The sequence below is a fragment of the Streptomyces sp. Ag109_G2-15 genome (assembly GCF_900215565.1).
Lineage (GTDB): Bacteria > Actinomycetota > Actinomycetes > Streptomycetales > Streptomycetaceae > Streptomyces > Streptomyces diastatochromogenes.
Genome location: NZ_OCNI01000001.1, coordinates 1,949,610 through 1,973,637 on the forward strand (window position 1 = coordinate 1,949,610; position 24,028 = coordinate 1,973,637).

20 protein-coding genes are annotated in these 24,028 nt (G+C 72.7%); 6 read left to right on the forward strand and 14 right to left on the reverse strand.

Going from position 1 to position 24,028, the window contains the following annotated elements:
* Position 1: 1 nt before the first annotated feature.
* From CRP49_RS08360 to CRP49_RS08375, 4 genes are read right to left on the reverse strand one after another with little or no spacing between them, the layout of a single operon-like run.
* The gene (locus CRP49_RS08360; protein ID WP_179851547.1) at positions 2-1,939 is read right to left on the reverse strand and encodes a proline/glycine betaine ABC transporter permease; all 1,938 of its coding nucleotides are present in this window, start codon (positions 1,937-1,939) and stop codon (positions 2-4) included.
* Positions 1,939-3,096, reverse strand: a complete 1,158-nt coding sequence (locus CRP49_RS08365) for a glycine betaine/L-proline ABC transporter ATP-binding protein (RefSeq protein WP_097252836.1) — start codon at positions 3,094-3,096, stop codon at positions 1,939-1,941. The genes CRP49_RS08360 and CRP49_RS08365 overlap by 1 nt, the downstream gene beginning before the upstream one ends.
* Positions 3,096-4,625 carry a GMC family oxidoreductase gene (locus CRP49_RS08370; protein WP_097252837.1) on the reverse strand — a complete coding sequence of 510 codons (1,530 nt, stop codon included), beginning with the start codon at positions 4,623-4,625 and terminating at the stop codon, positions 3,096-3,098. The genes CRP49_RS08365 and CRP49_RS08370 overlap by 1 nt, the downstream gene beginning before the upstream one ends.
* Positions 4,626-4,671: 46 nt before the next feature.
* The gene (locus CRP49_RS08375; RefSeq protein ID WP_097252838.1) at positions 4,672-6,192 is read right to left on the reverse strand and encodes an aldehyde dehydrogenase family protein; all 1,521 of its coding nucleotides are present in this window, start codon (positions 6,190-6,192) and stop codon (positions 4,672-4,674) included.
* A gap of 200 nt (positions 6,193-6,392) precedes the next feature.
* Here CRP49_RS08375 and CRP49_RS08380 point away from each other — a divergent pair, with 200 nt between their 5' ends.
* The gene (locus CRP49_RS08380; RefSeq protein ID WP_097252839.1) at positions 6,393-7,145 is read left to right on the forward strand and encodes a hypothetical protein; all 753 of its coding nucleotides are present in this window, start codon (positions 6,393-6,395) and stop codon (positions 7,143-7,145) included.
* Here the strand turns inward: CRP49_RS08380 and CRP49_RS08385 are convergent.
* The gene (locus CRP49_RS08385; protein ID WP_097252840.1) at positions 7,061-8,107 is read right to left on the reverse strand and encodes a LysR family transcriptional regulator; all 1,047 of its coding nucleotides are present in this window, start codon (positions 8,105-8,107) and stop codon (positions 7,061-7,063) included. The genes CRP49_RS08380 and CRP49_RS08385 overlap by 85 nt on opposite strands.
* Before the next feature lie 101 nt (positions 8,108-8,208).
* On the opposite strand from CRP49_RS08385, the gene CRP49_RS08390 reads away from it, so the two are divergent.
* Together CRP49_RS08390 and CRP49_RS08395 are read left to right on the forward strand one after the other, a co-directional pair.
* The gene (locus CRP49_RS08390) at positions 8,209-9,612 is read left to right on the forward strand and encodes an MFS transporter (protein WP_097252841.1); all 1,404 of its coding nucleotides are present in this window, start codon (positions 8,209-8,211) and stop codon (positions 9,610-9,612) included.
* A gap of 68 nt (positions 9,613-9,680) precedes the next feature.
* A complete protein-coding gene (locus tag CRP49_RS08395; RefSeq protein WP_097252842.1) occupies positions 9,681-10,370 on the forward strand; it encodes a siderophore-interacting protein in 690 nt (229 codons plus the stop codon).
* Between the two features lie 24 nt (positions 10,371-10,394).
* On the opposite strand, the gene CRP49_RS08400 is transcribed toward CRP49_RS08395, so the two are convergent.
* The 5 genes from CRP49_RS08400 to CRP49_RS08420 form a co-directional block, all read right to left on the reverse strand.
* A complete protein-coding gene (locus CRP49_RS08400; protein ID WP_179851548.1) occupies positions 10,395-11,435 on the reverse strand; it encodes a hypothetical protein in 1,041 nt (346 codons plus the stop codon).
* Positions 11,436-11,574: 139 nt separating this feature from the next.
* Positions 11,575-12,564 (reverse strand): malate dehydrogenase, encoded by a 990-nt coding sequence (locus CRP49_RS08405; RefSeq protein ID WP_094215416.1) that lies wholly within the window; start codon positions 12,562-12,564, stop codon positions 11,575-11,577.
* A 345-nt stretch (positions 12,565-12,909) separates the two neighbouring features.
* Positions 12,910-14,157 carry an XRE family transcriptional regulator gene (locus CRP49_RS08410; RefSeq protein WP_097252843.1) on the reverse strand — a complete coding sequence of 416 codons (1,248 nt, stop codon included), beginning with the start codon at positions 14,155-14,157 and terminating at the stop codon, positions 12,910-12,912.
* A 516-nt stretch (positions 14,158-14,673) separates the two neighbouring features.
* On the reverse strand, positions 14,674-15,132 hold the full coding sequence (locus CRP49_RS08415; RefSeq protein ID WP_097252844.1) for a DUF3017 domain-containing protein: 459 nt from the start codon (positions 15,130-15,132) through the stop codon (positions 14,674-14,676).
* Complete coding sequence (locus tag CRP49_RS08420) at positions 15,122-15,976, reverse strand: bifunctional methylenetetrahydrofolate dehydrogenase/methenyltetrahydrofolate cyclohydrolase (protein ID WP_094215419.1); 855 nt, start codon at positions 15,974-15,976, stop codon at positions 15,122-15,124. Before CRP49_RS08420 ends, CRP49_RS08415 begins: the two co-directional genes overlap by 11 nt.
* 253 nt (positions 15,977-16,229) lie before the next feature.
* Between CRP49_RS08420 and CRP49_RS08425 the strand changes: the two genes are divergently transcribed.
* Complete coding sequence (locus CRP49_RS08425) at positions 16,230-16,808, forward strand: RDD family protein (RefSeq protein WP_094215420.1); 579 nt, start codon at positions 16,230-16,232, stop codon at positions 16,806-16,808.
* A gap of 85 nt (positions 16,809-16,893) precedes the next feature.
* Here CRP49_RS08425 and purH read toward each other — a convergent pair whose 3' ends face one another.
* Entirely contained in the window at positions 16,894-18,465 is a 1,572-nt protein-coding gene (gene purH / locus CRP49_RS08430; RefSeq protein WP_097252845.1) for a bifunctional phosphoribosylaminoimidazolecarboxamide formyltransferase/IMP cyclohydrolase, read from the reverse strand.
* Positions 18,462-19,100, reverse strand: coding sequence for a phosphoribosylglycinamide formyltransferase (purN, locus tag CRP49_RS08435; RefSeq protein WP_097252846.1), 639 nt, complete (start codon positions 19,098-19,100; stop codon positions 18,462-18,464). The genes purH and purN overlap by 4 nt, the downstream gene beginning before the upstream one ends.
* Positions 19,101-19,382: 282 nt before the next feature.
* Between purN and CRP49_RS08440 the strand changes: the two genes are divergently transcribed.
* Positions 19,383-20,147, forward strand: coding sequence for a hypothetical protein (locus tag CRP49_RS08440; protein ID WP_097252847.1), 765 nt, complete (start codon positions 19,383-19,385; stop codon positions 20,145-20,147).
* Positions 20,148-20,160: 13 nt separating this feature from the next.
* Here the strand turns inward: CRP49_RS08440 and CRP49_RS08445 are convergent, their stop codons facing one another.
* Positions 20,161-22,110, reverse strand: a complete 1,950-nt coding sequence (locus CRP49_RS08445; RefSeq protein WP_257033340.1) for a DUF6350 family protein — start codon at positions 22,108-22,110, stop codon at positions 20,161-20,163.
* A gap of 45 nt (positions 22,111-22,155) precedes the next feature.
* Here CRP49_RS08445 and CRP49_RS08450 point away from each other — a divergent pair, with 45 nt between their 5' ends.
* Entirely contained in the window at positions 22,156-23,037 is an 882-nt protein-coding gene (locus CRP49_RS08450) for a sigma factor-like helix-turn-helix DNA-binding protein (RefSeq protein ID WP_097252848.1), read from the forward strand.
* Between the two features lie 91 nt (positions 23,038-23,128).
* On the opposite strand, the gene sucD is transcribed toward CRP49_RS08450, so the two are convergent.
* Positions 23,129-24,013, reverse strand: a complete 885-nt coding sequence (gene sucD / locus CRP49_RS08455) for a succinate--CoA ligase subunit alpha (RefSeq protein ID WP_097252849.1) — start codon at positions 24,011-24,013, stop codon at positions 23,129-23,131.
* Between the last annotated feature and the right edge of the window lie 15 nt (positions 24,014-24,028).

Sequence of the window (24,028 nt, forward strand, 5' to 3'; positions counted from 1 at the left end):
GTCAGGCTCCCTTCCTCGCGCGGCGCTCCGTCGGCTGGGTCACCCGGTCGAGCATCAGGCCCAGGCAGACGATGGCCGCACCGGCGACCAGGCCGGTCGCCAGGTCGCCCTGGGCGAGGCCGAAGGCGACGTCGTAGCCGAGGGCGCCGCCGCCGACCAGACCGCCGATGATGACGACGGCGAGGACCAGGACCACGCCCTGGTTGGCAGCGAGCAGCAACGACCGCCGGGCGAGCGGGAGTTGGATCTGCCACAGCTGCTGGCGGCCGGTCGCGCCGAGCGAGCGCGCCGACTCCAGCGCGGCCGGGTCGACCTGGCGCAGGCCCTGCGCGGTGATCCGGACGACGGCCGGGAGGGCGTACACGACGGCCGCGGCGACGGCGGGCGCGCGGCCGACGCCGAACAGGGCGACGACCGGGATCAGGTACACGAACTGCGGCATGGTCTGGAAGACGTCCAGGACCGGGCGCAGCGCCCGTTCGACGCGGTCGCTGCGGGCGGCCGCGACACCGGTCGCGAAGCCGAGGACGAGGGTGACGGCGACCGCCGCGAGGACCTGGGAGAGCGTGTCGAGCGACGGCTCCCAGACCCCGAGCACGCCGATCGCGGCCATGGCGAGGACGGCGGTGAGCGCGGTGCGCCAGGTGCCGATCAGCCAGGCCAGGCCGGCGACGAGGAGCAGCACCGACCACCAGGGCAGCCACTGCAGGCCGCCGCGGACGGGGTCCAGGATCCAGGTGGTGAAGTGGCCCGCCCAGTCGGCGGTGCCGCCGACGACCGGGACACCGGAGTAGAGGTGGGCGGTCATCCAGTCGACGGCGCGGTTGACCGGTTCGGCGATGTGCAGGGTCCAGCCGGAGGGCCAGTCGAGCTTGCCGAAGAGGCGGGTGGCCAGGGCGACGGCCACGGTGACGGCGAGGGCGTACGGCCAGCCGATGGTACGAGGCCGAGCGCCGCCTTCTCCTGCGGCTGCGGTGACGCGGTCCAGGACCACCGCCAGCAGCACGATCGGGATGCCGGCCGCGAGGGCCGCGCCCACGTCGACGGAGGCGAGGGCCTGGTAGACGCGGTCACCGAGGCCGCCGGCGCCGATGACGGAGGCGATGACGGCCATGGACAGCGCCATCATGATCGTCTGGTTCAGGCCGAGCAGGAGTTCCTTGCGGGCCAGCGGGATGCGGGCGGTCAGCAGCCGCTGGCGGGCGGTGGCGCCGAGCGACTCCACGGCCTCCAGGACTTCGGGGTCGGCGCCACGCAGGCCCAGCGCGGTGAGGCGGGCCATCGGCGGGGCGGCGTAGACGACGGTGGCGAGGACGGCCGCGGGGACGCCGATGCCGAAGACCAGGACGACGGGGAGGAGGTATGCGAACGCGGGGAGCACCTGCATGGTGTCCAGGACCGGGCGCAGGGCGCGGTCCAGGCGGTCGGAGAGACCGGCGGCCAGGCCGAGGAGCGCTCCTACGGCCACGGAGGTGAGGACCGCCACGACCATGAGCGCGAGGGTCTGCATGGTGGGCACCCACATGCCGAGGGCTCCGCAGGTCAGGAACGCGAGCGCCGTGCCGGCGGCCAGGCGGACACCGGCGACCCGCCAGGCGACCAGGGCGCCGAAGGCGGTGACGCCGGTCCAGCCCGCGGCGAGGAGGGTGAGGTAGACGGCGCGTACGGCCAGTACGACGGCGTTGCTGACGTAGCCGAAGCCGTAGAGGAACAGGGGGTGGGTGTCCCTGTTGTCGATGACCCAGTTGCTGGCGGTGGCGAGGGGGTGGGAGAGGTCGATGGTGAGGGTGTGGGGCCAGGTGTTGCTGCCCCAGTGGCTGTTGGCCAGGGGTACGAGGATCGCGGCGAACGCGGCCAGCGCGAGGAGCTTGGCTGCGGCTCGGTTTCTCAGGATGCCGGGGATCGCTGTGCGGGAGGTGGGGACGGTCAGCGTTGCCATCAGACCTCCTCCGGGCTGGTGCGGGGCGGGGGTGGGGTCGCTTGCCGGCGCTGGCCGGGTGCGCCTTGCTTTGGGCCGGGCGCCGCCCCAGCGGCACGACTGCCCGCAGCTACGGCGCCTGCGACCACGTCGAGCAGCTGCGCGTGGTCGACCACCCCCACGCACTTCCCCTCGTCCATCACCCGGGCCGGAGCGCCCGCTCGGGCCACTGCCTCGATCGCCTCTGCCACCGGGGCGTCCGGGCGGACCGCGGGGCCGTTGGCCGGGTCCTGCGGGGACGCGGGGCGCATGGCGGTGCGGCAGGTGACGACCTGTTCGCGGGGGACGTCGCGGACGAACTCGCGGACGTAGTCGTCGGCCGGGGAGGAGACGATCTCCTCCGGGGTGCCGAGCTGGACCACGCGGCCGTCGCGCATCAGGGCGATGCGGTCGCCGAGCTTCAGCGCCTCGCTGAGGTCGTGGGTGATGAAGACCATCGTGCGGCCCTCCTCGCGGTGCAGCCGGGCCACCTCGTCCTGCATGTCGCGGCGGATGAGGGGGTCCAGGGCGCTGAAGGGCTCGTCGAACAGCAGCACCTCGGGGTCGACGGCGAGTGCGCGGGCGAGTCCGACGCGCTGGCGCTGACCGCCGGAGAGCTGGCCGGGGCGGCGCTTCTCCATGCCCTCCAGGCCGACCTTGGTGACGAACTCGGCGGCCCGCTCGCGCCGTTCGGACTTGCCGACGCCCTGGATCTCCAGGCCGTAGGCCACGTTGTCGAGGACCGTGCGGTGCGGGAGCAGGCCGAAGTGCTGGAAGACCATCGCGGCGCGGTGCCGGCGCAGTTCGCGCAGGCGGGCCTTGTCCATGGCGCGGACGTCCTCGCCGTCGATGGAGATCGTGCCCGCCGTCGGCTCGATCAGCCGGGTCAGGCAGCGGACGAGGGTGGACTTGCCGGAGCCGGAGAGGCCCATCACCACGAAGACCTCGCCCTTGCGGACGTCGAAGGAGACATCCCGGACGGCGGCCGTGCAGCCGGTGCGGGAGCGCAGGTCGGCGGGGTCCAGCGCGGCGAGTTCGGCGTCGGCCGGGATCCGGTCCGCCTTCGGGCCGAAGACCTTCCACAGGCCGTCCACCGAGAACACCGGCGTGTTCGGTGTCGTAGTCGTAGTCGTGCTCATCACGCACCACCTCCGATCAGGTCGACGGCCTTCTCCCCGACCATGAGCACCCCGATCATCGGGTTCACGGCGGTCATGGTCGGGAAGACGGAGGCGTCGGCTATGCGAATGCCGTCGAGACCGCGAATCTTCAACTCCGGGTCCACCACGGCGAGTTGGTCGTCGGCGGCGCCCATCTTGCAGGTGCCCGCCGGGTGGTACACGGTGTGGGCGACCTTGCGGGCGTACTCGCTCAGCTCCTCGTCGCCGGTGACGCCGGGGCCGGGGCACACCTCCCGCTTCAGCCAGCCCGCCAGCGGCTCGGCCTTGGCGATCTCGCGGGCGATGCGGATGCCGTCGACCAGGGTCCGGGCGTCGTAGTCGTCCTCGTCGGTGAAGTACCGGAAGTCCAGGGCGGGCTTCACCGACGGGTCGGCGCTGGTCAGGTACAGGCGGCCGCGGCTCTTCGGCTTGGGGATGTTGGGGGTCATCGAGACGCCGTACGACGGGCGTTCGTAGCCGAGGCGCTCCGGATTGTCCGTGAACGGGATCTGGTAGAAGTGGAACATCAGGTCCGGGCCCGCGTGTTCGGGGTCCCGGCGCACGAACAGGCCCGCGTCGGAGTCCATCGCGGAGTTCTCCGGGATCGGTCCGTGGGTCTCCCAGACGATGACCGACTCGGGGTGGTCGAGCAGGTTCTCGCCGACGCCCGGCAGGTCCTGCACGACAGGGATGCCGAGCGCCTCCAGGTCCTCGCGGGGGCCGATGCCCGAGTGCAGGAGCAGGCGGGGCGAGTCGACGGCGCCCGCGCACAGCAGGACCTCGCTGCGGGCCCGGATCAGCAGCTCCTCGCCGTCCTTGGTGCGCACGTGGACACCCTCGGCGCGGGTGCCGTGCAGCTCCAGCCTGTGCGCCCAGGTCTCCAGGAAGAGGTGGAGGTTGGGGCGCTCGTCCATCACCGGGTGCAGGTAGGCCACGGAGGCGGAGGAGCGCTTGTTGTTCTCGGGGTGGTAGGCGAGGTCGAAGAAGCCGGCGCCCTCGGTGAACGGCTTGCGGTTGAAGCCCTCGACGCGGGGGACCCCGAGCGCCTTCTGGGCGGCGTCCACGAAGTCGCGGGCGATGGCGTTCCGGTCCTTCTCGTCCACGGAGACGATGTTGTTGAGGAGGCGGGCGAAGTAGGCCTCCATGGGGACGGCACCCCAGCCCTTGGCGCCGGCCGCCTCCCACTCGTCCCAGTCCGAGGGGAGCGGCTTGAAGGAGATCAGGGTGTTGTGGGAGGAGCAGCCGCCGAGGACGCGGGCCCGGCTGTGCCGGATGTGGGAGTTGCCGCGGGGCTGTTCGGTGGTCGGGTAGTCGTAGTCGAGGTCGCCGCCGAGCAGGCCCATCCAGCGGCGCAGGGTCAGCACGTCGTCGCGGCCGACGTCGCTGGGGCCGCCCTCGATGACGGCGACGGTGACGTCGGGGTTCTCGGTGAGGCGGGAGGCGATGACGGAGCCCGCGGTGCCGCCGCCGATGACGACGTAGTCGTAGAGGTGGGGGGTGTGGGACATGGGGGTGGTACTCCAGGTGGGGGAACGGCTTACGTGGGTCTGGGGCTCAGCCGGCGAACCAGCGCACCGGCTTCGGCGCGAGGTTCTGGTACACGTGCTTGGTCTCGCGGTACTCGGCGAGACCGGCCGGCCCCAGCTCGCGGCCCGTGCCGCTCCTGCCGAAGCCGCCCCACTCCGCCTGCGGCAGGTAGGGGTGGAAGTCGTTGATCCAGACCGTGCCGTGGCGCAGCCGGCCCGCGACCCGGCGGGCCCGGCCGGCGTCGGCGGTCCAGACGGCGCCCGCGAGGCCGTACTCGGTGTCGTTGGCGAGGGACACCGCCTCCTCCTCCGTGCGGAAGGTCTCGACGGTGAGGACCGGGCCGAAGACCTCCTCGCGTACGACCCTCATCTCGCGGTGGCAGTGGTCGAGGACGGTGGGCTCGTAGAAGTAGCCGGACTCGGGGCGTTCGGGAGCGGGCGAGGGCCGCTTGCCGCCCGAGCGCAGCACCGCGCCCTCGGCCAGGGCGGAGGCGACGTACGCCTCGACCTTGGCGCGCTGCTGGGCGGAGACGAGCGGGCCGCACTCGACGCCGTCCTCGGTGCCGCGGCCGAGCCTGATCTTCCCGGCGCGGCGGGCGAGTTCGGCGACGAAGCGGTCCCGGACGGACTCCTCGACGATGAGGCGGGCGCCGGCCGAGCAGACCTGGCCGCTGTGGATGAAGGCGGCGTTGAGGGCCTGGTCGACGGCGGTGTCGAAGCCCTCCTCGGTGGCGCAGGCGTCGGCGAAGACCACGTTGGGGTTCTTGCCGCCGAGTTCGAGGGCGACCTTCTTCACGGTGGGCGCCGCGGCCTGGGCGACCTTGGTTCCGCTGACCAGGCCGCCGGTGAAGGAGACCAGGTCGACGTCGGGGTGCTCGGCGAGGTGGGCGCCGACGGTGTGGCCGGGTCCGGTGACCAGGTTGGCGACTCCGGCGGGCAGGCCGGCCTCGGCGAGCAGCTCGATCAGCGCGATGGTCGTCATCGGGGTGATCTCGCTGGGTTTGATCACGAAGGTGTTGCCGGCGGCAAGCGCCGGGGCGATCTTCCAACTGGCCTGGAGAAGGGGATAGTTCCAGGGCGTGATCAGCGCGCACACGCCGACGGGCTCGTGCACGACCACGCTGTGGATGTCGGGCGAGCCCGCGTCGACCACCCGGCCGGGGGCCTCGGCGGCGACCAGGTCGGCGAAGTAGCGGAAGGCGTCGGCGACACAGTCGATGTCGATGCGGCCTTCCTCGGCGGTCTTGCCCGCGTCCCGGCTCTCCAGCAGGCCGAGTTCTTCGCGATCGCGTACGAGGAGGTCGGCGACGCGGCGCAGCAGGGCCGCGCGCTCGGCGACGGGGGTGCCCGGCCAGGGGCCGTGGTCGAACGCCTGCCGGGCGGCGGTCACCGCGCGCTCCGCGTCCTTCTCGTCGCCCTCCGCGACCACGGCGAACGTCCGGGCGTCCGCGGGGTCGAGGATCTCGCGCGTCGCGCCGGAGCCGGCTTCCAGCCACTGGCCGCCCGCGTGGATGGTCGCCCGGGCCTGTCGTTCCGTTATGTCCGCCATGATCGGTATTGCCTTCCGTTCCTGTTCAGTGCCCCTGTGTCACAGTCGTGTCACAGTCAGGGACCGTCACCGCCTGCCCCGCACCCCCGATCGCATGCGCAATCGATGTCCGATAGTGTGCCGCGTCACTGAAAATGCGGGTGAAAAGGGACAAAAGTAGGCTGGGGAAGGGAGCTTGCGGCGATCACGGAGGTGCCGCGATGGCCGGACGACCACTGATCTGTGCGGCGGCAAGCGTGACCTTGCTCCTGTCCCCCGCCCTCGTGACAGCGGCCGGCGCGGACGGCACCGGCGATCCGAGCGCCCGTGAACTCGCCCGGGAGGCGGAGGACCATCTGCTCCACACCCAGTCCCTCCACATGACGTGGACGGACCGGACCGCGGCCGCGAAGAAGGGGGAGCTGGCCTCGATGGACCTGTCCCTCGACCGGGACGGCAACTGCGTCGGCACCGTGCGGATGGGCGCGCACGGCGGCAGCCTCGCGATCATCAAACAGGGTGACGAGGTGTGGCTGAAGGGCGACAGCACGTACTGGAAGGCCGAGCTTCCGGGCGTCCAGGGCACCGCGGCGGCCGAACTCCTCAAGGACCGCTACATCCACGGCACCACCCACGACAGCGTGCTCAAGGACTGGGCCGACGCCTGCGACCTGAAGGCCTTCCAGAAGGAGCTGACCCCCGACTCGTCCCCCGAGAAGCCGCTGACGCGCGGCGACAGGACTACGGTCGACGGCATACCGGTGATCCCGCTGAAGGGCGAGGAGGACGGCAAGCCGGTCACCCTCTACGTCACGGCGGACTCACCGCACCTGCTGGTCGAGGGCACCCAGAAGGGCGACGGCACCGACCTGACGATCACGTTCTCGGACTACGGCGAGCCCGTACCGTCCGCCACCCCCTCCGCGAAGGAGTCGGTGGACGTGTCCCAGCTGGGGGATCTGCGGAGCACCTGAGCGGCCGCGGAAGCCACAGCAGCGGCTGGTGAACGGCTGACCGTCGGCTGGTCACCGGCCGACCGTCGCATCAACTCCCGTACACAGTCGCGCAGCCAGGCGTGCGCCGGGTCGGCGTCGTGGCGGGGGTGCCAGGCCAGCCCCACCGGGAGCGGCGGGAGCGGGAGCGGCACCTCGAAGGTGACCAGGCCGAGGGCGGCGGCCGGCGGACACCCCCAGGAGCTGACCAGCCCGACCAGGTCGGTCTCGCGCAGCACGAAGAGCGAGGCCGGGAAGGTGCCGACGCTGCCCACCACCCGGCGCTCCAGGCCGAGTTCGGCCAGCGCCTCGTCGACCGGCCCGTGCAGCCTGCCGCGCCGGGAGACGTTGAGGTGGTCGGCCTCGGTGGCGAACCGCTCGGGCGTCAACTCGCCGGTGAGCAGCGGGTGTCCGGCCCGTACGACACCCAGCATGCGGTCTTCGTACACCGTCTCGACAAGCACCTCGGGCGCGGCCGTGTCGATCACGCCGACCTCCAGATCGGCGGTGCCCTGGCGCAGGACCGGGGCGTCCAGATGGCTCTCGGACAGGAAGCGGAGGCGGATGCCGGGGGCCTCCTCGGCGGCACGGGCGAACAGGGTGGCACCGTGGGCGGCGGCGATCGCGTCGTGGCCGATGATCGTGAAGGTGCGGGTGACGGTGCGCAGGTCGGTGTCCCGGCCGGGCCGGAACAGCGCGCGGGCCCGCTCCACCACCGCACTCACCTCGGCCCGCACGGCCAGCGCGTGCGGCGTCGGCACCATCCGGCGCCCGGCCCGGACGAGGACCGGATCACCGAGGGCCTTGCGGATCCGGCCGAGGGTGCGGCTCATCGCCGGTTCGGACAGGTGCAGCCGGCGGGCGGCGCCCTGCACGCTCTGCTCCTCCAGCAGAACGTCCAGCGCGACCAGCAGGTTCAGGTCCAGGTCCGTGGATTGCGTCATGCGCAAGTGCCCCTTGCAAAGGTTGCACTGGAAAGCAGGTCAAGGGCGAGCCTACGGTGACAGGGCATCCCCACCACCCGCCCTAGCTCCCGGGAGGAGCCGTGCCTTCGCACGCCCTGAAACGCCCCACCCTGCTCGCGCTGTGCGCCTGCGTCCTGGTCGCGCAGAGCATGGTCGCCGCCATCAACCTGCTGATCCCGCAGCTGAGTTCGTCCGCCCTGCATCCCTCGCACAGCGAGATCCTGTGGACGGTCGACGCGTACGTCATCGTCTTCGCCGGGCTCCTCGTCCCGGCCGGCGCGCTCGGTGACCGGCACGGGCGCAAGGGCGCGCTGCTCGCCGGGCTCGGCCTGTTCGCGGCGGGCGCCGCCACCAGCGCGCTGGCGACCGGCCCGGCCGTGCTGATCGCGGGGCGGGGTCTGTCCGGCGCCGGAGCGGCCCTGATCACCCCGGCCACCCTGTCGATCCTGATGCAGCTGTCCGCGCCCGAGCACCGGGCCCGCTCGATGGCCGCCTGGACCCTGTCGATCGGCCTGGGCGGCGCGGCGGGCAACCTGGGCGGCGGCCTGGCCGGCCAGTTCCTGTCCTGGCGTGCCCTGTTCGGAGCCATGGTCCCGCTCGCCGCGGTGCTCGCCGCCGCCGTCGCCGTCACCACCCCGCGCACCGAACGCTCCACCGGCAGCAACCCCGACCCGCTCGGCACCCTGCTGCTCACCGCGGGCCTGGTCGCGGTCCTGTTCGGCATCATCGAGGGCCCGGCCTACGGCTGGACCTCCGCCCGCATCCTCGGCTCCTTCGCCGCGGGCGCCCTGCTGATCGCCACGTTCACCCTGCACGCCCTCCGCTCGCCGGCCCCGCTGTTCGACCCGCGCGTCTTCGCCTCCTCCCGCCTGCGCGCGGCCTCCCTCGGCACGGCCACCGGCTTCTTCGGCCTGTTCGCCCTCTTCTTCGTCAACTCGCAGTACCTGCAGGACGTGAAGGGCTTCGGGGCGGCCCTCACCGGTGTCGCGATCCTGCCGCTGCCCGTCGGGATGGCGGCCGCCCAGCGGCTGGCCAACCGCTGGGCCGGCCACCCGCGCGCGGTCATCGGCACCGGCCTCGCCCTGATCGGCCTGGGCCTGCTCGGCGTCTCCACGGCCGACGCGCACACCCCCTACTGGGCGTACGCCGGCTGGCTGCTGGTCGTCTCGGCGGGCACCGGTCTGTCCATGCCCGTCCTGACCCTCGGCGTCGTCACCTCGCTCCCCGCCCACCAGGCGGGCCTCGGCTCGGGCCTGGGCACCACCGCACGCGAGACCGGCGCGGCCCTGGGCGTCGCCGTCACCGGCACCGTCCTGTCCGCCCACCCCGACCTCGTCCACGGCATGGGCCCGGCCCTGCGCACGGTCGCCCTGGTGGTGCTGGCGGCGACGGCGCTGGTGGTCGTCGGTTACGGCGGCCGGACCGAGTCACGCACTATCGCGTCCGGCGCGGAACGCGTACTGTCGCGATCGGCGCGCCCCTGACTCCAACGCCCGCCGCAGACAACCGGGTTGCCCCGTCTCCCGTTCGCCACGACACCGAGGAGCCGTCCGTGCCGGCCCTGCTGAACCCCGTCCTCGGCCTGCTGATGTTCCGGGGCACCGTCACCGAGACCGAACCGATCGCCGCGCGCATGCGACGCCTGCGCATCGAGGGCGACGCGCTGGCCGGGCTGGAGGTGCGGCCGGGCCGGCAGGTGCGGGTCCTGGTCGACTCCGGGCTGACCCGGCGCACCTACTCGGTGTGGCACTACGAGCCCGCCGGTGCCGTCGAGTTGTGCGTCCTGGACCATCCGGAAGCAGGGCTCGGCGCCCGCTGGGGACGGACCGCCGGGGTGGGCGACGAGGTGCGGCTGGGCAGACCGGAGGGATCGTTCGTGCTGCGTGCCGACGCCGCGCACCATGTCTTCGTCGGCGAGGAGACGGCGTCCGTCGCCTTCGGGGCCATGCTCGCGGCGCTGCCCGAACAGGCGCGTATCTCGGGGTGCGTCGAGACGGAGACGGCGGCGGACCGCCTGCCGCTGCGCCACGCCGGGCGCCTGAACTGGTCGCTGCGCGGCGGCACCTCGCTCCCGGAGGCGGTACGACGGCTCGCCCCCGAGCCGGGTGGCATCGCGTACGTCGCCGGGGAGGCGCGGACCGTGCAGGAGGTGCGGCGGGTGCTCGTCCGGGAGGCGGGATGGGACCGGCGGTCGGTCCTCACCAAGCCGTTCTGGGCGCCGGGCAAGCGCGGAATGGAGTGACCGCACCCCAGGCCCCTGTCGGCCCTACGCGCAAGACCCGCCCGTCGGGCAGAAGGATGCCAGCGCCGTCGTGAGCGGCCCGCGGACCAGGCCGTCGGACAGGCCCTCCGGGCCGCTGGCGCGGATCGCGTACAGCGTGCCGTCGGTCGCGCGGAAGCGGTGGTCGACGACCCGGCGGGGGCCCTTGTCCGGGTCGTCGTAGCGGTACGACAGCTCGGCCCAGGTGTCTCCGGAGCGGCGGGCGAGGGCCCGGTAGCCGGGCTGGTGGGAGTAGCCGTAGCCCGGGTCGTTCTCGGCGAGGTCCAGGGACTCGGTCACGGTGGACTCGGCCAGCTCGAAGAGCTGCAACTGACGGCCGTCGGACGGGGAGTCGTAGAACACCACGGTCGCCTTCTCGCCCTGCTTCTGCCGCCGGGTCCAGCCCTCGGGGACGGCGAGGGTGTAGCCGACGGGGTCGTGGGCGAGGCGGTAGCCGGCGGGGGGCTCCGTCGATGCGGACGGGGGCGTCGAGCCGGGCACCTCGGGCGCGGCAGGTGTCGAGGCCTTCGAGGCGGAGACCGTGACCCCGGTGGCCGGAGCGGATGCCGACGGGGTGCCGCTGCCGGCGCGGTCCCGGCCGAGGTACCAGACGCCGAAGCCGGCGCCGGCGCCGACCAGGGCCATGGCGAGGACCAGGGCGAGCAGACGGCCGCCGTGGACGCGGCGCGGCGCGGGGGCGTACGACGGCGAAGGGACCGGGCCGTCGGCGTGGGTGGGGGTGGCAGGCCAGGGCTGTGGCGGAGGCGGGATGTCCGCGGGGCGGCCGTCGGCACCACCGGGCGGCGGCGGGACCGGGCCCGTGCTGGTCTCCGCGGACGCCCAGGGCGGAGGCGGCGGGAGCGGGGCCGACTGGGTCTGGGCCGAAGCCCACGGCGGCGGGGTGGGCGGCTGGTCGGCGGTCCAGGCCGCCCGGCCTCTCTCCTCGCCGGGTGCGCGCTCGGCCCCGGGCCCGTGGTCCGGACCGGAACCCTCCGCGCCGTGACCCTCCGGGCCGTTCCAGCCGTTCGATCCGTTCCAGCCGCTCATCACGAACCCCCCGAATCACCTTTCCCTGTACTGCTTTTGACAGTAGCGGCGAAAACGGGCGCGGGCCCCGCTCCGGACGAAACCGGAACAGGGCCCGCACAGGCTCGCGGCGAATCGCCGGAGGCAGCCGGGTGCGACCTCAGATGAGACCCAGGGAGCGGACCGCGTCGCGCTCCTCCTCCAGCTCCTTGACGGAGGCGTCGATGCGGGCGCGGGAGAACTCGTTGATGTCCAGGCCCTGGACGATCTCGTACTTGCCGTCCTTGGTGGTGACCGGGAAGGAGGAGATCAGGCCCTCCGGGACGCCGTAGGAGCCGTCCGACGGGATGCCCATGGAGGTCCAGTCGCCCTCGGCGGTGCCGTTGACCCAGGTGTAGACGTGGTCGATGGCGGCGTTGGCGGCGGAGGCGGCCGACGAGGCGCCACGGGCCTCGATGATCGCGGCACCGCGCTTGGCGACGGTCGGGATGAAGTCCTCGGCCAGCCACTTCTCGTCGCTCACGACCTCGGCGGCGTTCTTGCCGGCGACCGTGGCGTGGAAGATGTCCGGGTACTGGGTGGCGGAGTGGTTGCCCCAGATGGTCAGGCGCTTGATGTCGGCGACCGTCGAGCCCGTCTTCTTCGCGAGCTGGGTCAGCGCGCGGTTGTGGTCCAGGCGGGTCATCGCGGTGAAGCGCTCGGCCGGGACGTCCGGCGCGGCGGCCTGCGCGATGAGCGCGTTGGTGTTGGCCGGGTTGCCGACGACGAGGACCTTGATGTCGTCCGCGGCGTTGTCGTTGATGGCCTTGCCCTGCGGCTTGAAGATGCCACCGTTGGCGGAGAGCAGGTCGCCGCGCTCCATGCCCTTGGTGCGGGGGCGGGCGCCGACGAGGAGGGCTACGTTGGTGCCGTCGAAGGCGACGTTCGGGTCGTCCGTGATGTCGATGCCCTGCAGGAGCGGGAACGCGCAGTCGTCCAGCTCCATGGCCGTGCCCTCGGCGGCCTTCAGCGCCGGGGTGATCTCCAGGAGGCGCAGCTTGACCGGCACGTCCGCGCCGAGCAGCTGGCCGGAGGCGATGCGGAAGAGCAGGGCGTAACCGATCTGGCCGGCCGCGCCGGTGACGGTGACGTTCACGGGAGTGCGGGTCATGGCGTTCTCCGTATGACAGCTGGCGGTGGGGCGTCACCGCCCCTGCGGATGATCGATCTCTTGGCGTCAAGAGAATCCAGCGGTCAGGCTATCGCGCATCCGGCATGCGAGACGTCCGGGGTCATGTGGCTCAGCCCACAAGTCGGACTCGTGATTCAAGAAGTGGCGGCCGCCCGTCCGGGAGAGGAGGGAGGACGGCCGCCGTTGGGGGGTACCGGCTGACCGGACTCCCGTGGGGGTACCGTTCGCGTGCCCAGGATCCGGCGAGCCATGCCTCCGTCCCCGGAATTCCACCCGAATTGGTTCCCCCCCTCGCCCGAGGACCGCCGGACGGCCCCTGGCGCCCTACTTCGTGCACCCCGTCCGCCCGGACGCGAGGGTCGCGCAGGCCTTGGCCTCGGCCGCGTCCTTCACGGCGACCATCGGCGTGTAGGCGATGGTGTCCCCGGTGGCGGTGATGTCCCCCGTCTGGCGGAGCTTGCCCGCGGAGAGCTGGACCCGGTCGCCCTGGGCGGCACCGGTGATCCGTCCCCAGGCGGTGCCGCAGGTCTTGCTGTAGCGGACCTCCAGGATGGTGGTGCCGACGGTGGCGGTCTTGGCGGTGGTCACCAGGTCGCCGCTGCAGCCCATCGCCTCGGCGTCCTTGCCGTTGCAGGCGGCGCCGCTGCACTTGACCCCGACGGGCAGGCTGGGGTTGCTGCTGGCGGTCGGGGACGGCGACTTGGCGGCGCCCTCGTGCTTGGTGCCACCGCCCAGGTTGGTGAAGAAGTAGACGGCCGCGACGACGACGAGGACACCGACGAGGCCCGCGAGGAACATCGTCAGCCGCCCCTTGCGCCCGGCCCCCTTGCGCCCCTTGGCGGAGGTGCCGCCCGCGGGCCGTGCCGCCTGCGGCTGCCCGTCGTACGGGTTCGGGGTGTCCGGGGTCCACCCCGGACCGTCCGCCGGGGACTCAGGCCGCGCACCGGCACCAGCGCCAACACCGGCAGCGGCACCGGCACCGGCACCGGCAGCGGGACGGCGGCTCGTCTTCGACGGGCCCTCATAGCCCGCCAGCCCCCAGGAGTTGACGTCGGACGCCGCGCCGCGGTCCGCGTTCTCCCGCCCGTCGGCGTCGGACGCCGTCGGCTGTGGCGGGATTGTCGGTGAGACGCCCGCCGGGCCGGCGATGCCCGGGATCGCGGTGGTGCCGGCGCCTCTGCGGGCCGTCTTGGTGCCGCTCGCGCCCTCGGCGGCCTCGGCCTCGGCCGCCCCGAACTCCCCTAGCGCGGCGCGCGCCTGGGCGATACGAATCTGCTCCATGGTCCGGTCGTGCCGCATCTCCGCCCGGCTCCAGGCGCGTTCGGCCAGCTCCCACATGGTGGTGAGATGGACCGGGTTGGTGCCGGTGACCTCGGCGAGCGCGACGATCGCGCCCTTGGGCGCGAGCAGCCGGCCGCCCAGGTAACGCTCCCAGGACGTCTTGCTGTAGCCGGTCCGGTCGGCCAGCGCCGCGATGCTCAGGCCGCTGCGGTCCACGAGTCGCCGCACCTGGCTCGTGAACTCCTTGATCTGCGGATCCAGCTCGTCCGGCAAGGCTTTCCAACGAGGCATTGCTTCCCCCCTCTTTTCCCCCCGGTTGGTGCTGTTGGTTCCCCGCGCCGTTCCCCGCACGTGACCCTCGCGCCGGTCCGGTCCCCCCGGCGCGGCCCCCTCTGGCTACCCACAGGGATGCGCTGACTAAGGATCCCAGTTCCCGGAGTGGGGGCGCACGGGAGCATCGCCCCCGCCGGTTGTGCACCGTCGCACGCCGACCGCCCCACAGTCCACCGGACCGTCCCGATTGGACACCTTGGACACGTTAGCCCGGTTCTACGGCACCTTCGAAAGGTATCCCCGAACTGTCAACACATCGACACGGCAGGCACACATGTGGCAGTGCGCGGACACCGTAGCGGAACGGTCACCTCCGTGCCACAGCACACGGACAGCCGTTGAACAGGCAGTTCATGGGGGGAAGGCTGGATCCGGACGGCGGCTCGTCCTTGCTCGGGGGAGGGGGCGGGCCGCCGTTCCCGGGGCTGTCGGCCTGTTGGACAGGCCCCGAGATCATCCGCCGCGCGGGCGGCGCTACTTGGTGGTCAGCGTGAAGTGCAGCGTGTCCTTCAGGAACGGGATCTGCAGCCACGGATCGGGCTGGGCCATCATCGCGAGCAGGACGATCGCGAGGCCCAATATCCCGTAGGTCACGATGTCCGTGAAGCGCGAGCGGACGGCGAGCATGCCGACACTGGGCAGTATCCAGCGCAGGACCGCGCCGGCCAGCAGGGCGGCCCCGATCAGCAGGGTGCCCACACGGAACAGGTCGAGCGCGCACAGCAGCAGGCCGAGCGCGACCGTGGACAGCATGACGAGCATGGGCCACTGCCGGGCGGGCGCCGGGGCGTCGCCCCGGGCGGCCCGGCCGCCGCCCTCGGGGCGCGCGGTGTCCTTGGTGAACCGCGGGAAGCGGCGCGTGGGCCGCTGCGGCTGCCCGCCGGTGTCGGGGGCGGCCGGCCCGGCGCCGGGGCGGGTGTCCTCAGCCGGCACTGCGCTCCGCCGCCTCGACCACGTTGACCAGCAGCTCCGCACGGGTCATGGGGCCCACGCCGCCCGGGTTCGGGGAGATCCAGGCGGCCACCTCGGCCACGTCCGGGTGGACGTCACCGACGATCTTGCCCTCGGCGTTCCGGGAGACGCCGACGTCCAGGACGGCCGCGCCCGGCTTGACGTCCTCGGCGCGGATCAGGTGCGGGAAGCCGGCCGCGGCGATGATGATGTCGGCCCGCTTGAGGTGGGCGGACAGGTCACGGGTGCCGGTGTGGCACTGGGTCACGGTGGCGTTCTCGCTGCGCCGGGTGAGCAGCAGCGGCATCGGGCGGCCGATGGTCACGCCCCGGCCGACGACCACGACCTCGGCACCCTTGATCTCGACGCCGTGGCGGCGCAGCAGGGTCAGGATGCCGTTGGGGGTGCAGGGCAGCGGCGCCGGCTCGTTCAGCACGAGGCGGCCGAGGTTCATCGGGTGCAGGCCGTCCGCGTCCTTGGCCGGGTCCATCATCTCCAGGATGCGGTTCTCGTCGATGCCCTTGGGCAGCGGGAGTTGCACGATGTAGCCGGTGCAGGCCGGGTCCTCGTTCAGCTCGCGGACGACCGCCTCGATCTCCTCCTGGGTGGCCGTGGCCGGCAGCTCGCGCTGGATGGAGGCGATGCCGACCTGGGCGCAGTCGCGGTGCTTGCCGGCGACGTACTTCTGACTGCCGGGGTCGTCCCCGACCAGGATCGTGCCGAGGCCGGGCGTGACGCCCTTCTCCTTCAGCGCCGCCACGCGGGCGGTCAGATCGGACTTGATCGCGGCTGCGGTGGCCTTGCCATCGAGAATCTGGGCGGTCATGACACCATCCTCGCGGATGACCGGCTCCCGGTTCCAATCCGGGTCCGCCCGGGGCGGTCCCCCGCGCCCCGTCCTTGATCGATGATGTTGCACTTGCACAACACCTTGCGAATCCGGCTGGACAACAATCGGCCTTTCCTACGAGCATGAGCGGCGCAGTATCGCGGTCCGGTTGGGGGGCAAGCCGCTCAGATCCTGACGTTCCTCCGTTCCTTCCGCGTCGTCCCCGCAGTGTCAACGGAGGAAATCCGCCATGAGTTTCGGCTCGCCCAACAACCCTTACGGTCAGCCGCAGGATCCCCAGCAGGGCTACGGCTACCCGCAGCAGCCCGGATACCCGCAGGCCCCACAGGGCGTCCCGCCGCAGCAGGGCTACGGCTACCCGCAGGCGCCGCAGGGCGGATACCCCGGCTACCCGCAGCAGCCCGGCTACGGCATGCAGCCGACGTACGCGAACTGGGGCCAGCGCTTCCTCGCCCGGCTCCTCGACAGCCTGCTGTACGCGGTGCCCTACGGCATCGCCGTCGCGGGCGCCAAGAACGCCCCGATCCTCGCGATCATCGGCTTCCTGGCCCTGATCGGCCTGTTCGTGTGGCAGATCATCATGGAGGGCAAGACCGGTCAGACCGTCGGCAAGAAGGCGCTCGGCATCCGCACGCTCAAGGAGGAGACCGGGCAGCCGCTCGGCGGCGGCATGGCGTTCGTGCGCCAGCTGGCCCACATCCTGGACGGCCTGCCCTGCTACCTCGGCTACCTGTGGCCGGCCTGGGACGCCAAGCGCCAGACGTTCGCCGACAAGGTGTGCGGCTCGATCGTCATCCGCTCCAACTGAGCTGAGCGCCTGAACGCAAAGCGGCCTCCGGCCCCCTGCGAGGGGAGCCGGAGGCCGCTTCTCGTTGTCCTGTCGCCCCGCGGACTCAGTGGAAGAAGTGGCGCGTGCCCGTGAAGTACATGGTCACGCCCGCCGCCTTGGCGGCCTCCACGACGAGTTCGTCACGGATCGAGCCGCCCGGCTGGACGATCGCCCGGACGCCTGCGTTGATGAGGATCTCGGGGCCGTCGGGGAAGGGGAAGAAGGCGTCGGAGGCCGCGTAGGAGCCACGGGCCCGCTCCTCGCCCGCCCGCTCGACCGCCAGCTTGCAGGAGTCGACGCGGTTGACCTGGCCCATGCCGACGCCGACCGAGGCGCCGTCCTTGGCGAGCAGGATCGCGTTGGACTTCACCGCGCGGCACGCCTTCCAGGCGAAGGACAGCTCGGCCAGCTCCTGCTCGCCGAGCGGCTCGCCGCTGGCCAGGGTCCAGTTGGCCGGGTCGTCGCCGTCGGCCTGGAGCCGGTCGGTCTCCTGCAGCAGCACGCCGCCGTCGATCGCCTTGACCTCGACCGGGTCGGCCGGGCCGTTCGGGGCCTTCAGGACCCGGATGTTCTTCTTCTTGGCGAGGGCCTCCAGGGCCCCCTCCTCGTAGTCCGGCGCGACGATGACCTCGGTGAAGATCTCCGCGACCTGCTCGGCCATCTCCTTGCTGACCGGGCGGTTCACGGCGATGACGCCGCCGAATGCGGACAGCGGGTCACAGGCGTGCGCCTTGCGGTGCGCCTCGGCGACATCCGCGCCGACCGCGATGCCGCAGGGGTTGGCGTGCTTGATGATCGCGACGCACGGCTCGTCGTGGTCGTACGCGGCACGGCGGGCGGCGTCCGTGTCCGTGTAGTTGTTGTACGACATCTCCTTGCCGTGCAGCTGCTCGGCCTGGGCGAGACCGGCGCCGGCGGCGTCGACGTACAGGGCGGCGGGCTGGTGCGGGTTCTCGCCGTAGCGCAGGGTGTTCTCGCGCTCCCAGGTGGCGCCCAGGAAGTCCGGGAACGGGGAGTCGTCGACGGGCGCGTACGCGGACGCGAACCAGGAGGCCACGGCCACGTCGTAGGAGGCCGTGTGCTGGAAGGCCTCGGCGGCCAGCCGCTTGCGGGTGGCGAGGTCGAAGCCGCCGGCCGCGACGGCGCCGAGGACGTCGGCGTACCGCTCCGGGCTGGTGACCACGGCGACGGAGGGGTGGTTCTTGGCGGCGGCGCGGACCATCGACGGGCCGCCGATGTCGATCTGCTCCACGCACTCGTCGGGCGAGGCGCCGGAGGCGACGGTCTCCCGGAACGGGTAGAGGTTGACCACGACCAGGTCGAACGGCTCGACGCCCAGCTCGGCGAGCTGCTCGCGGTGGCTGTCCAGACGCAGGTCGGCGAGGATGCCCGCGTGCACCCGGGGGTGCAGGGTCTTGACCCGGCCGTCCAGGCACTCGGGGAAGCCGGTCAGCTCCTCGACCTTGGTCACGGGGACACCGGCGGCGGCGATACGGCCGGCCGTGGACCCGGTGGAGACGAGCTCGACACCGGCCTCGTGCAGCCCGCGCGCGAGGTCTTCGAGCCCGGTCTTGTCGTAGACGCTGACGAGCGCCCGGCGAATGGGCCGCTTGGTGCTCTCGGCGGTGGCGGTCACTGGATAACTACCTTTCGTCCCTCAATGCGATAGCCGTGGCGGGCGAGCCGCCCCACGACCTCGACGAGCAGCCTTCGCTCGACTTCCTTGATGCGCTCGTGCAGCGCGCTCTCGTCGTCCTCGTCCCGGACCTCGACCACGCCCTGAGCGATGATCGGCCCGGTGTCGACGCCGTCGTCGACGAAGTGGACGGTGCAGCCGGTGACCTTGACGCCGTACGCGAGCGCGTCCCGCGCGCCGTGGGCCCCGGGAAAACTGGGCAGCAGGGCGGGGTGCGTGTTGACGAACCGCCCGCCGAACCGCGCGAGGAATTCCTTCCCGACGATCTTCATGAACCCGGCCGAGACCACGAGGTCGGGTTCGTGCGCGGCCACGGCCTCGGCCAGGGCGGCGTCCCACTCCTCCCGCGTCCCGAAGTCCTTCACCCGGCACACGAAGGTCGGCAGCCCGGCCCGCTCGGCGCGGGCGAGCCCCTCGATGCCGCCGCGGTCGGCCCCGACGGCGACGATCCGCGCGCCGTACGACTCGGCTCCGGCGCGCTCGATCTCGTCCAGGAGCGCCTGCAGGTTGGTGCCGGATCCGGAGACCAGCACGACGAGGCGCTTGACCGCTTGGCCAGCGGAGGTGGCGGCCACGGTGGGGCCCTTTCTCGGGGAAGCGTTGTGTCCGGCCGGCGTTTGTACAGTCGTACGAATGCTTCGCGCCCCCGGATACGGGGAAGTCTACGAAGCGGCCGACCGTCAGCAACGATACCGGCACTCGGGAAGGCCCCCTCGGGACGGGTGCGTGGCCGGAAGGTAGCGTTCGGGAGGAATCACGAAGGAGCAGCCTCGGGAACGCGGTCGCCGTGCGGTGCGTTCACCAGGTGGAAGCTCACGTCGGACTGCCGTATTCGCCTAGGGGAAGACGCTCTTTTGATGCCCGATCGCAGCCTGCGACTCCTCACGCTCCCCCCGCGCCCGGCCCAGGGAGGCGAGCGTGATGCCGTGCTGCTGCGGGAGCGGCCGGCCTCGCCGCCCCAGGCGCCCCAGGGCGGGCGGGACGGCGACGGGCGCGGCGGTGAGCAGCAGGACGACAACCCGTTCGCGCCGCCGCCGGAGGGCTCCCCGGACCGGCCGTGGCAGCCGCGTCGCCCCGAGGGGTCCTCGGGCTCCGGGGGCGGTTCCTCCTGGGGCACCCAGTGGAGCGACCGGCAGCCCGGCCGCTCCCCCGGCGGCTTCGGTGAGCGGCCCGGCGGCGGCCCCGAGGGCCCGGGCGGCCCGACCGGCCCCAACACGCGCTGGGACCCGACGGACCCGGCCCAGCGCCGCGCGCGCTACGCACTCCTGTCCGGCATGTGGGCCGTCTTCTTCGCCCTCTTCAGCTGGCCGTACGTGGCCCTGCTGCTGGGCGTGCTGGCCCTGTACTGGGGCATCAGCGCCCTGCGCGCCAAGCCCCGCACGCCCGACCCGGACACCCCCGCGCCCGCCCCGGGCCCCCGTCCGCAGACCACGGCGGCGATCGGCGGCCTGGTCACGGCCTCCCTGGCCCTCGCCCTGGTAGCCACGACCTTCGCGGTGCAGCTGGTCTACCGCGACTACTACACCTGCGTGGACGACGCCCTCACCCATGAGGCCAAGCAGTCCTGCCAGCAGCTTCTGCCGCAGGAGCTGCGGGGGGTGCTGGGGGTCGGGAACAGCTAGGGCCTCCGGGTGCTCAGGGGGCTTCCGAGCCGGGGGGATCGGTTCGCGAGGGTTCGGTGGGCTGGTGCAGGGCGTCCGTGAGGGGCGAGGGCTCCGGTACGGGTGAGTGGTCGGCCGGCGGGGGCGAGGGCTCGCGCAGGGGCGGCCAGCGGGGTGCGGCGGGCTCGTCGATGATGGATGAGCCGGGTGAGTCCAGGGGCGTCGATGCTGCTCGCAGGGCTGCCCAGCGGGTGGCTCGGGCGACGTCGTCGTGCCAGGCGGAGGGGAACGGGTCGGGGGCGGGCAGGACCTCGTAGCGCTCGTCCTCGTCGGGGGCGGTGAGGGCGGTCGGGGGGTTGGCTGTGGGCTTGGCCGGGGGTTCTTCGCGGCGGGTTGGGGTTTTCGCCGCCTTGGCTGCCTTGGCCTGCGCTTCCTTCGCCTGATCCTTCGCGGCGGCCTTCGGGGAGTCCTTCGCGGCCTCCTTGGCCATCGGCTTCGTGGCCTCCTTGGTCGCCCCCTTCGCCGCTTCCCCCGCGACCTCCCCGGTCGCCACCTTCGCCGCTTCCACCGCCGTCTTCTTCACCGCCGCCCCCTTCCCCGCCTCCGCCGGCCGCTTGCTCCCCGGTTCCGTCCCCTGTGCCGGCACCGCGCCCCGGGCCCGCCGGCCCCGCAGCCGCCATGCCCGTGCCGTCAGCGTCACCGGCATTCCGACCACCGTGAGCCAGAGCGCGGCCGCTCCCCCGCTCTGCCACCACAGCGGGCCGAAGCGGGCCAGTGCGGACACGCCCAGCGGGCCGCCGGACAGCGCGGCGAGCAGGGCGAGGACCGCCGCACAGAGGAGCGCGGCCAGCACGAGCACCCCGAGAGTCCGCCCGGCCGACCAGGGCGCCCGCGGCTCCTCCTGCGCCTCCTGCGCCACGCGCCCCGCGGCCCCCCGCGCCACGAACCAGGCGACCGTCACCCCGGCCGCCACCGGCACCAGTCCCGCCGTCCAGTTCAGCGTCGTACCGGCGCCCGCGTCCGGCACCGCGGCGAGCAGTGGGAACGGGGGCAGCAGCGGGGCGGGGTCGGAGGCGAGGGGGTGCACCAGGTGCCCGGCGCCGAGGGCGAAGCCGGGACCGAGGGCGTAGGACGCCGACCACACCGCCGCGTTGGGGATCAGCGCGATACCGAGGAGCAGGACGGCGAACCGGCCGGTCCAGCCCTCCGTCAGCTGCAGGAAGGACGCCCGCGCGGCCGCGCCGTGCAGGACCAGCGAGACGCCGAGCAGCAGCGACCCGCCCCCGAAGAGCACCGCCGTCCCGGCCCCGGCGGCCCGTACGGCCGTACCCACCCGCGCCCGCGCGTCCGACCCGAACAGCAGCCGCCGCACCGGCCCCGGCAGCGTCAGCAGCAGGCCGAGCACAGGCTCGCGCGGGCGGCCGTGCGCCGACCACACCCCGGCCCCCGCCGCGCTCGCCGCGACGAGCGGCAGACATGCCGTCACCCAGCCCCACACGGGCCGCAGTTCGCCGCCGGAGCAGTACAGCGCGGCCGCGGCGCCGACGCCGAGGTAGCCGAGGACCACCCCCGTCCACGCCGTGTGCGCCGGGACCGGTGGCGGGGCGTCGGGTTCGGCGGACGCGTCCGTCGCGTCCCGCGCCGCCCGGTACAGCAGCCACACCGGCAGCGCGAGCAGCAGCAACGGGGTCACTCCCACCGGCAGGGGAGCACCGGAGAGCGTGTCGGTGCGGACCAGTTCGACGCCGTGCGCCAGCAGCCACAGCGCGGCGGCGATGCGCAGCGCGCCGCCCGGCCCGCTGTCGGGGTACGGCGAGCTGATCCACAGCCCCAGGACGAGCACGGCGAGCGAGCCGAGCCCGAGCCCGGCGGCGACCGCACCGCCCAGCAGGCTCGCGCCCAGCCCGGGCGATCGGTCGCGCATCCCGTTCAGCAGGAGCGACAGCGACGGTCGGCGAGCGGTCATGAGGGTCACGCCCGCCATGCTCCCAACGACACGCGCTTTTCCGTCGTAACGGGCGAACCACCGATGTGTCGCTCAATATATGCTTATGTGCTTTTTCGTACGAAAGGGTGTCCTGTGACGAAGAGCCAGATCAGCGAGCAGCCAACCGCCCTGACGCCCGCTCAGACCTTCGACGCGCTCTACGCGTTCTGCGCCCCCGCACTCGTACGCCAGACGTACCTGCTCACCGGACGCCGGGAGCTGGCCCGGGAGGCCGTGGAGCGGGCCTTCCAACTCGCCTGGCAGCGCTGGCCGGAGGTGGCCCAGGACCGGGACCCGGGCGGCTGGGTCCGGGCGATGGCCTACGAGTACGCCCTCTCCCCCTGGCACTCCTTCCGCCCACGCTACCGGCACCCCGAGCCCCCGCCCGCCGACCCGGCCGACCGCACGCTGCTGTCCGCCCTGCTGAAGCTCCCGCCGTCGTACCGGCGCACGCTCATCCTGTACGACGGCGTCGGCCTCGACCTGCCGGAGACGGCGGCGGAGACGGAGGCGAGCACCCCGGCCACCGCCGGCCGGCTGACCCGCGCCCGGGCGGAGGTGGCCGCGCTGCTCCCGGAACTGGCCGACCCCGCCGCACTGCACCGGCGGCTGCTGGAACTGGCCTCCAAGGAGCATCTGCGCGCCGCGAAGCCGCCCACGGTGCGGACGGTCGGCGAACGCCGGAACGTGTTCTGGACACGGGCGGCCATCGCCTTCACGGTCACGATCATCAGCGCGACGACGCTGACGCTGCGGACGGCCCCCACGCACTACGAGCCGCCGATCGCTCCGGCGCAGGCGGTGCGCGGGGTTCCGCCGGCGGGGGTCATGGGTCCGCTGTCCCGGGAGGAACTGGTCCTGCGCGCCAAGCTGCACGGCGAGACGTCGAGCGGCCCGGAACGGTTGGTGCCGGCGGCACGCTGAGGCGCTGACTCGCCGCGGGGCCGAGCAGGCGAAACGTCGGTAGGCCCGCCCCGGGCAACGGGACGGGCCTACCGACGTTCGGCTAAGAAGCTCAGGCGCTCAGGATCTCCCGGGCGAGCTTCGCCGTCTCGGTCGGGGTCTTGCCGACCTTGACGCCCGCGGCCTCGAGGGCCTCCTTCTTCGCCTGGGCGGTGCCGGACGAACCGGAGACGATGGCACCGGCGTGGCCCATCGTCTTGCCCTCGGGCGCGGTGAAGCCCGCGACGTAGCCGACGACCGGCTTGGTCACGTTCTCCTTGATGAACGCGGCCGCGCGCTCCTCGGCGTCGCCACCGATCTCACCGATCATGACGATCAGGTCGGTGTCGGGGTCGTCCTGGAAGGCGGCCAGGGCGTCGATGTGGGTGGTGCCGATGATCGGGTCACCGCCGATGCCCACGGCCGTCGAGAAGCCGATGTCACGCAGCTCGTACATCATCTGGTACGTCAGCGTGCCGGACTTCGAGACCAGGCCGATGCGGCCCGGCTTGGTGATGTCGCCCGGGATGATGCCGACGTTCGACTGACCCGGGGTGATGATGCCGGGGCAGTTCGGGCCGATGATGCGGGTCTTGTTGCCCTTCTTGCCGGCGTACGCCCAGAAGGCGGCCGTGTCGTGCACGGCGATGCCCTCGGTGATCACGACGGCCAGCGGGATCTCGGCGTCGATGGCCTCGACGACCGCGTCCTTGGTGAACTTCTCCGGCACGAAGATGACGGAGACGTTGGCGCCGGTCTTCTCGATGGCCTCGGCGACCGTGCCGAACACGGGTACCTCGGTGCCGTCGAAGTCCACGGTCTGACCCGCCTTGCGCGGGTTCACGCCGCCGACGACGTGGGTGCCGTCACCCAGCATGAGCTTGGTGTGCTTCATGCCCGTGGCGCCGGTCATGCCCTGGACGATGACCTTGCTGTCCTTGTTGAGCCAGATAGCCATGGTGGTGTGAGTCCT

Bases quoted from the DNA above. Each gene is read 5' to 3' on its own strand.
- CRP49_RS08360 (WP_179851547.1), bottom strand. From the start codon at position 1,939: ATGGCAACGCTGACCGTCCCCACCTCCCGCACAGCGATCCCCGGCATC.
- CRP49_RS08365 (WP_097252836.1), bottom strand. From the start codon at position 3,096: ATGAGCACGACTACGACTACGACACCGAACACGCCGGTGTTCTCGGTG.
- CRP49_RS08370 (WP_097252837.1), bottom strand. From the start codon at position 4,625: ATGTCCCACACCCCCCACCTCTACGACTACGTCGTCATCGGCGGCGGC.
- CRP49_RS08375 (WP_097252838.1), bottom strand. From the start codon at position 6,192: ATGGCGGACATAACGGAACGACAGGCCCGGGCGACCATCCACGCGGGC.
- CRP49_RS08380 (WP_097252839.1), top strand. From the start codon at position 6,393: ATGGCCGGACGACCACTGATCTGTGCGGCGGCAAGCGTGACCTTGCTC.
- CRP49_RS08385 (WP_097252840.1), bottom strand. From the start codon at position 8,107: ATGACGCAATCCACGGACCTGGACCTGAACCTGCTGGTCGCGCTGGAC.
- CRP49_RS08400 (WP_179851548.1), bottom strand. From the start codon at position 11,435: ATGAGCGGCTGGAACGGATCGAACGGCTGGAACGGCCCGGAGGGTCAC.
- CRP49_RS08405 (WP_094215416.1), bottom strand. From the start codon at position 12,564: ATGACCCGCACTCCCGTGAACGTCACCGTCACCGGCGCGGCCGGCCAG.
- CRP49_RS08410 (WP_097252843.1), bottom strand. From the start codon at position 14,157: ATGCCTCGTTGGAAAGCCTTGCCGGACGAGCTGGATCCGCAGATCAAG.
- CRP49_RS08420 (WP_094215419.1), bottom strand. From the start codon at position 15,976: ATGACCGCCCAGATTCTCGATGGCAAGGCCACCGCAGCCGCGATCAAG.
- CRP49_RS08425 (WP_094215420.1), top strand. From the start codon at position 16,230: ATGAGTTTCGGCTCGCCCAACAACCCTTACGGTCAGCCGCAGGATCCC.
- CRP49_RS08440 (WP_097252847.1), top strand. From the start codon at position 19,383: ATGCCCGATCGCAGCCTGCGACTCCTCACGCTCCCCCCGCGCCCGGCC.
- CRP49_RS08445 (WP_257033340.1), bottom strand. From the start codon at position 22,110: ATGGCGGGCGTGACCCTCATGACCGCTCGCCGACCGTCGCTGTCGCTC.
- CRP49_RS08450 (WP_097252848.1), top strand. From the start codon at position 22,156: ATGTGTCGCTCAATATATGCTTATGTGCTTTTTCGTACGAAAGGGTGT.
- sucD (WP_097252849.1), bottom strand. From the start codon at position 24,013: ATGGCTATCTGGCTCAACAAGGACAGCAAGGTCATCGTCCAGGGCATG.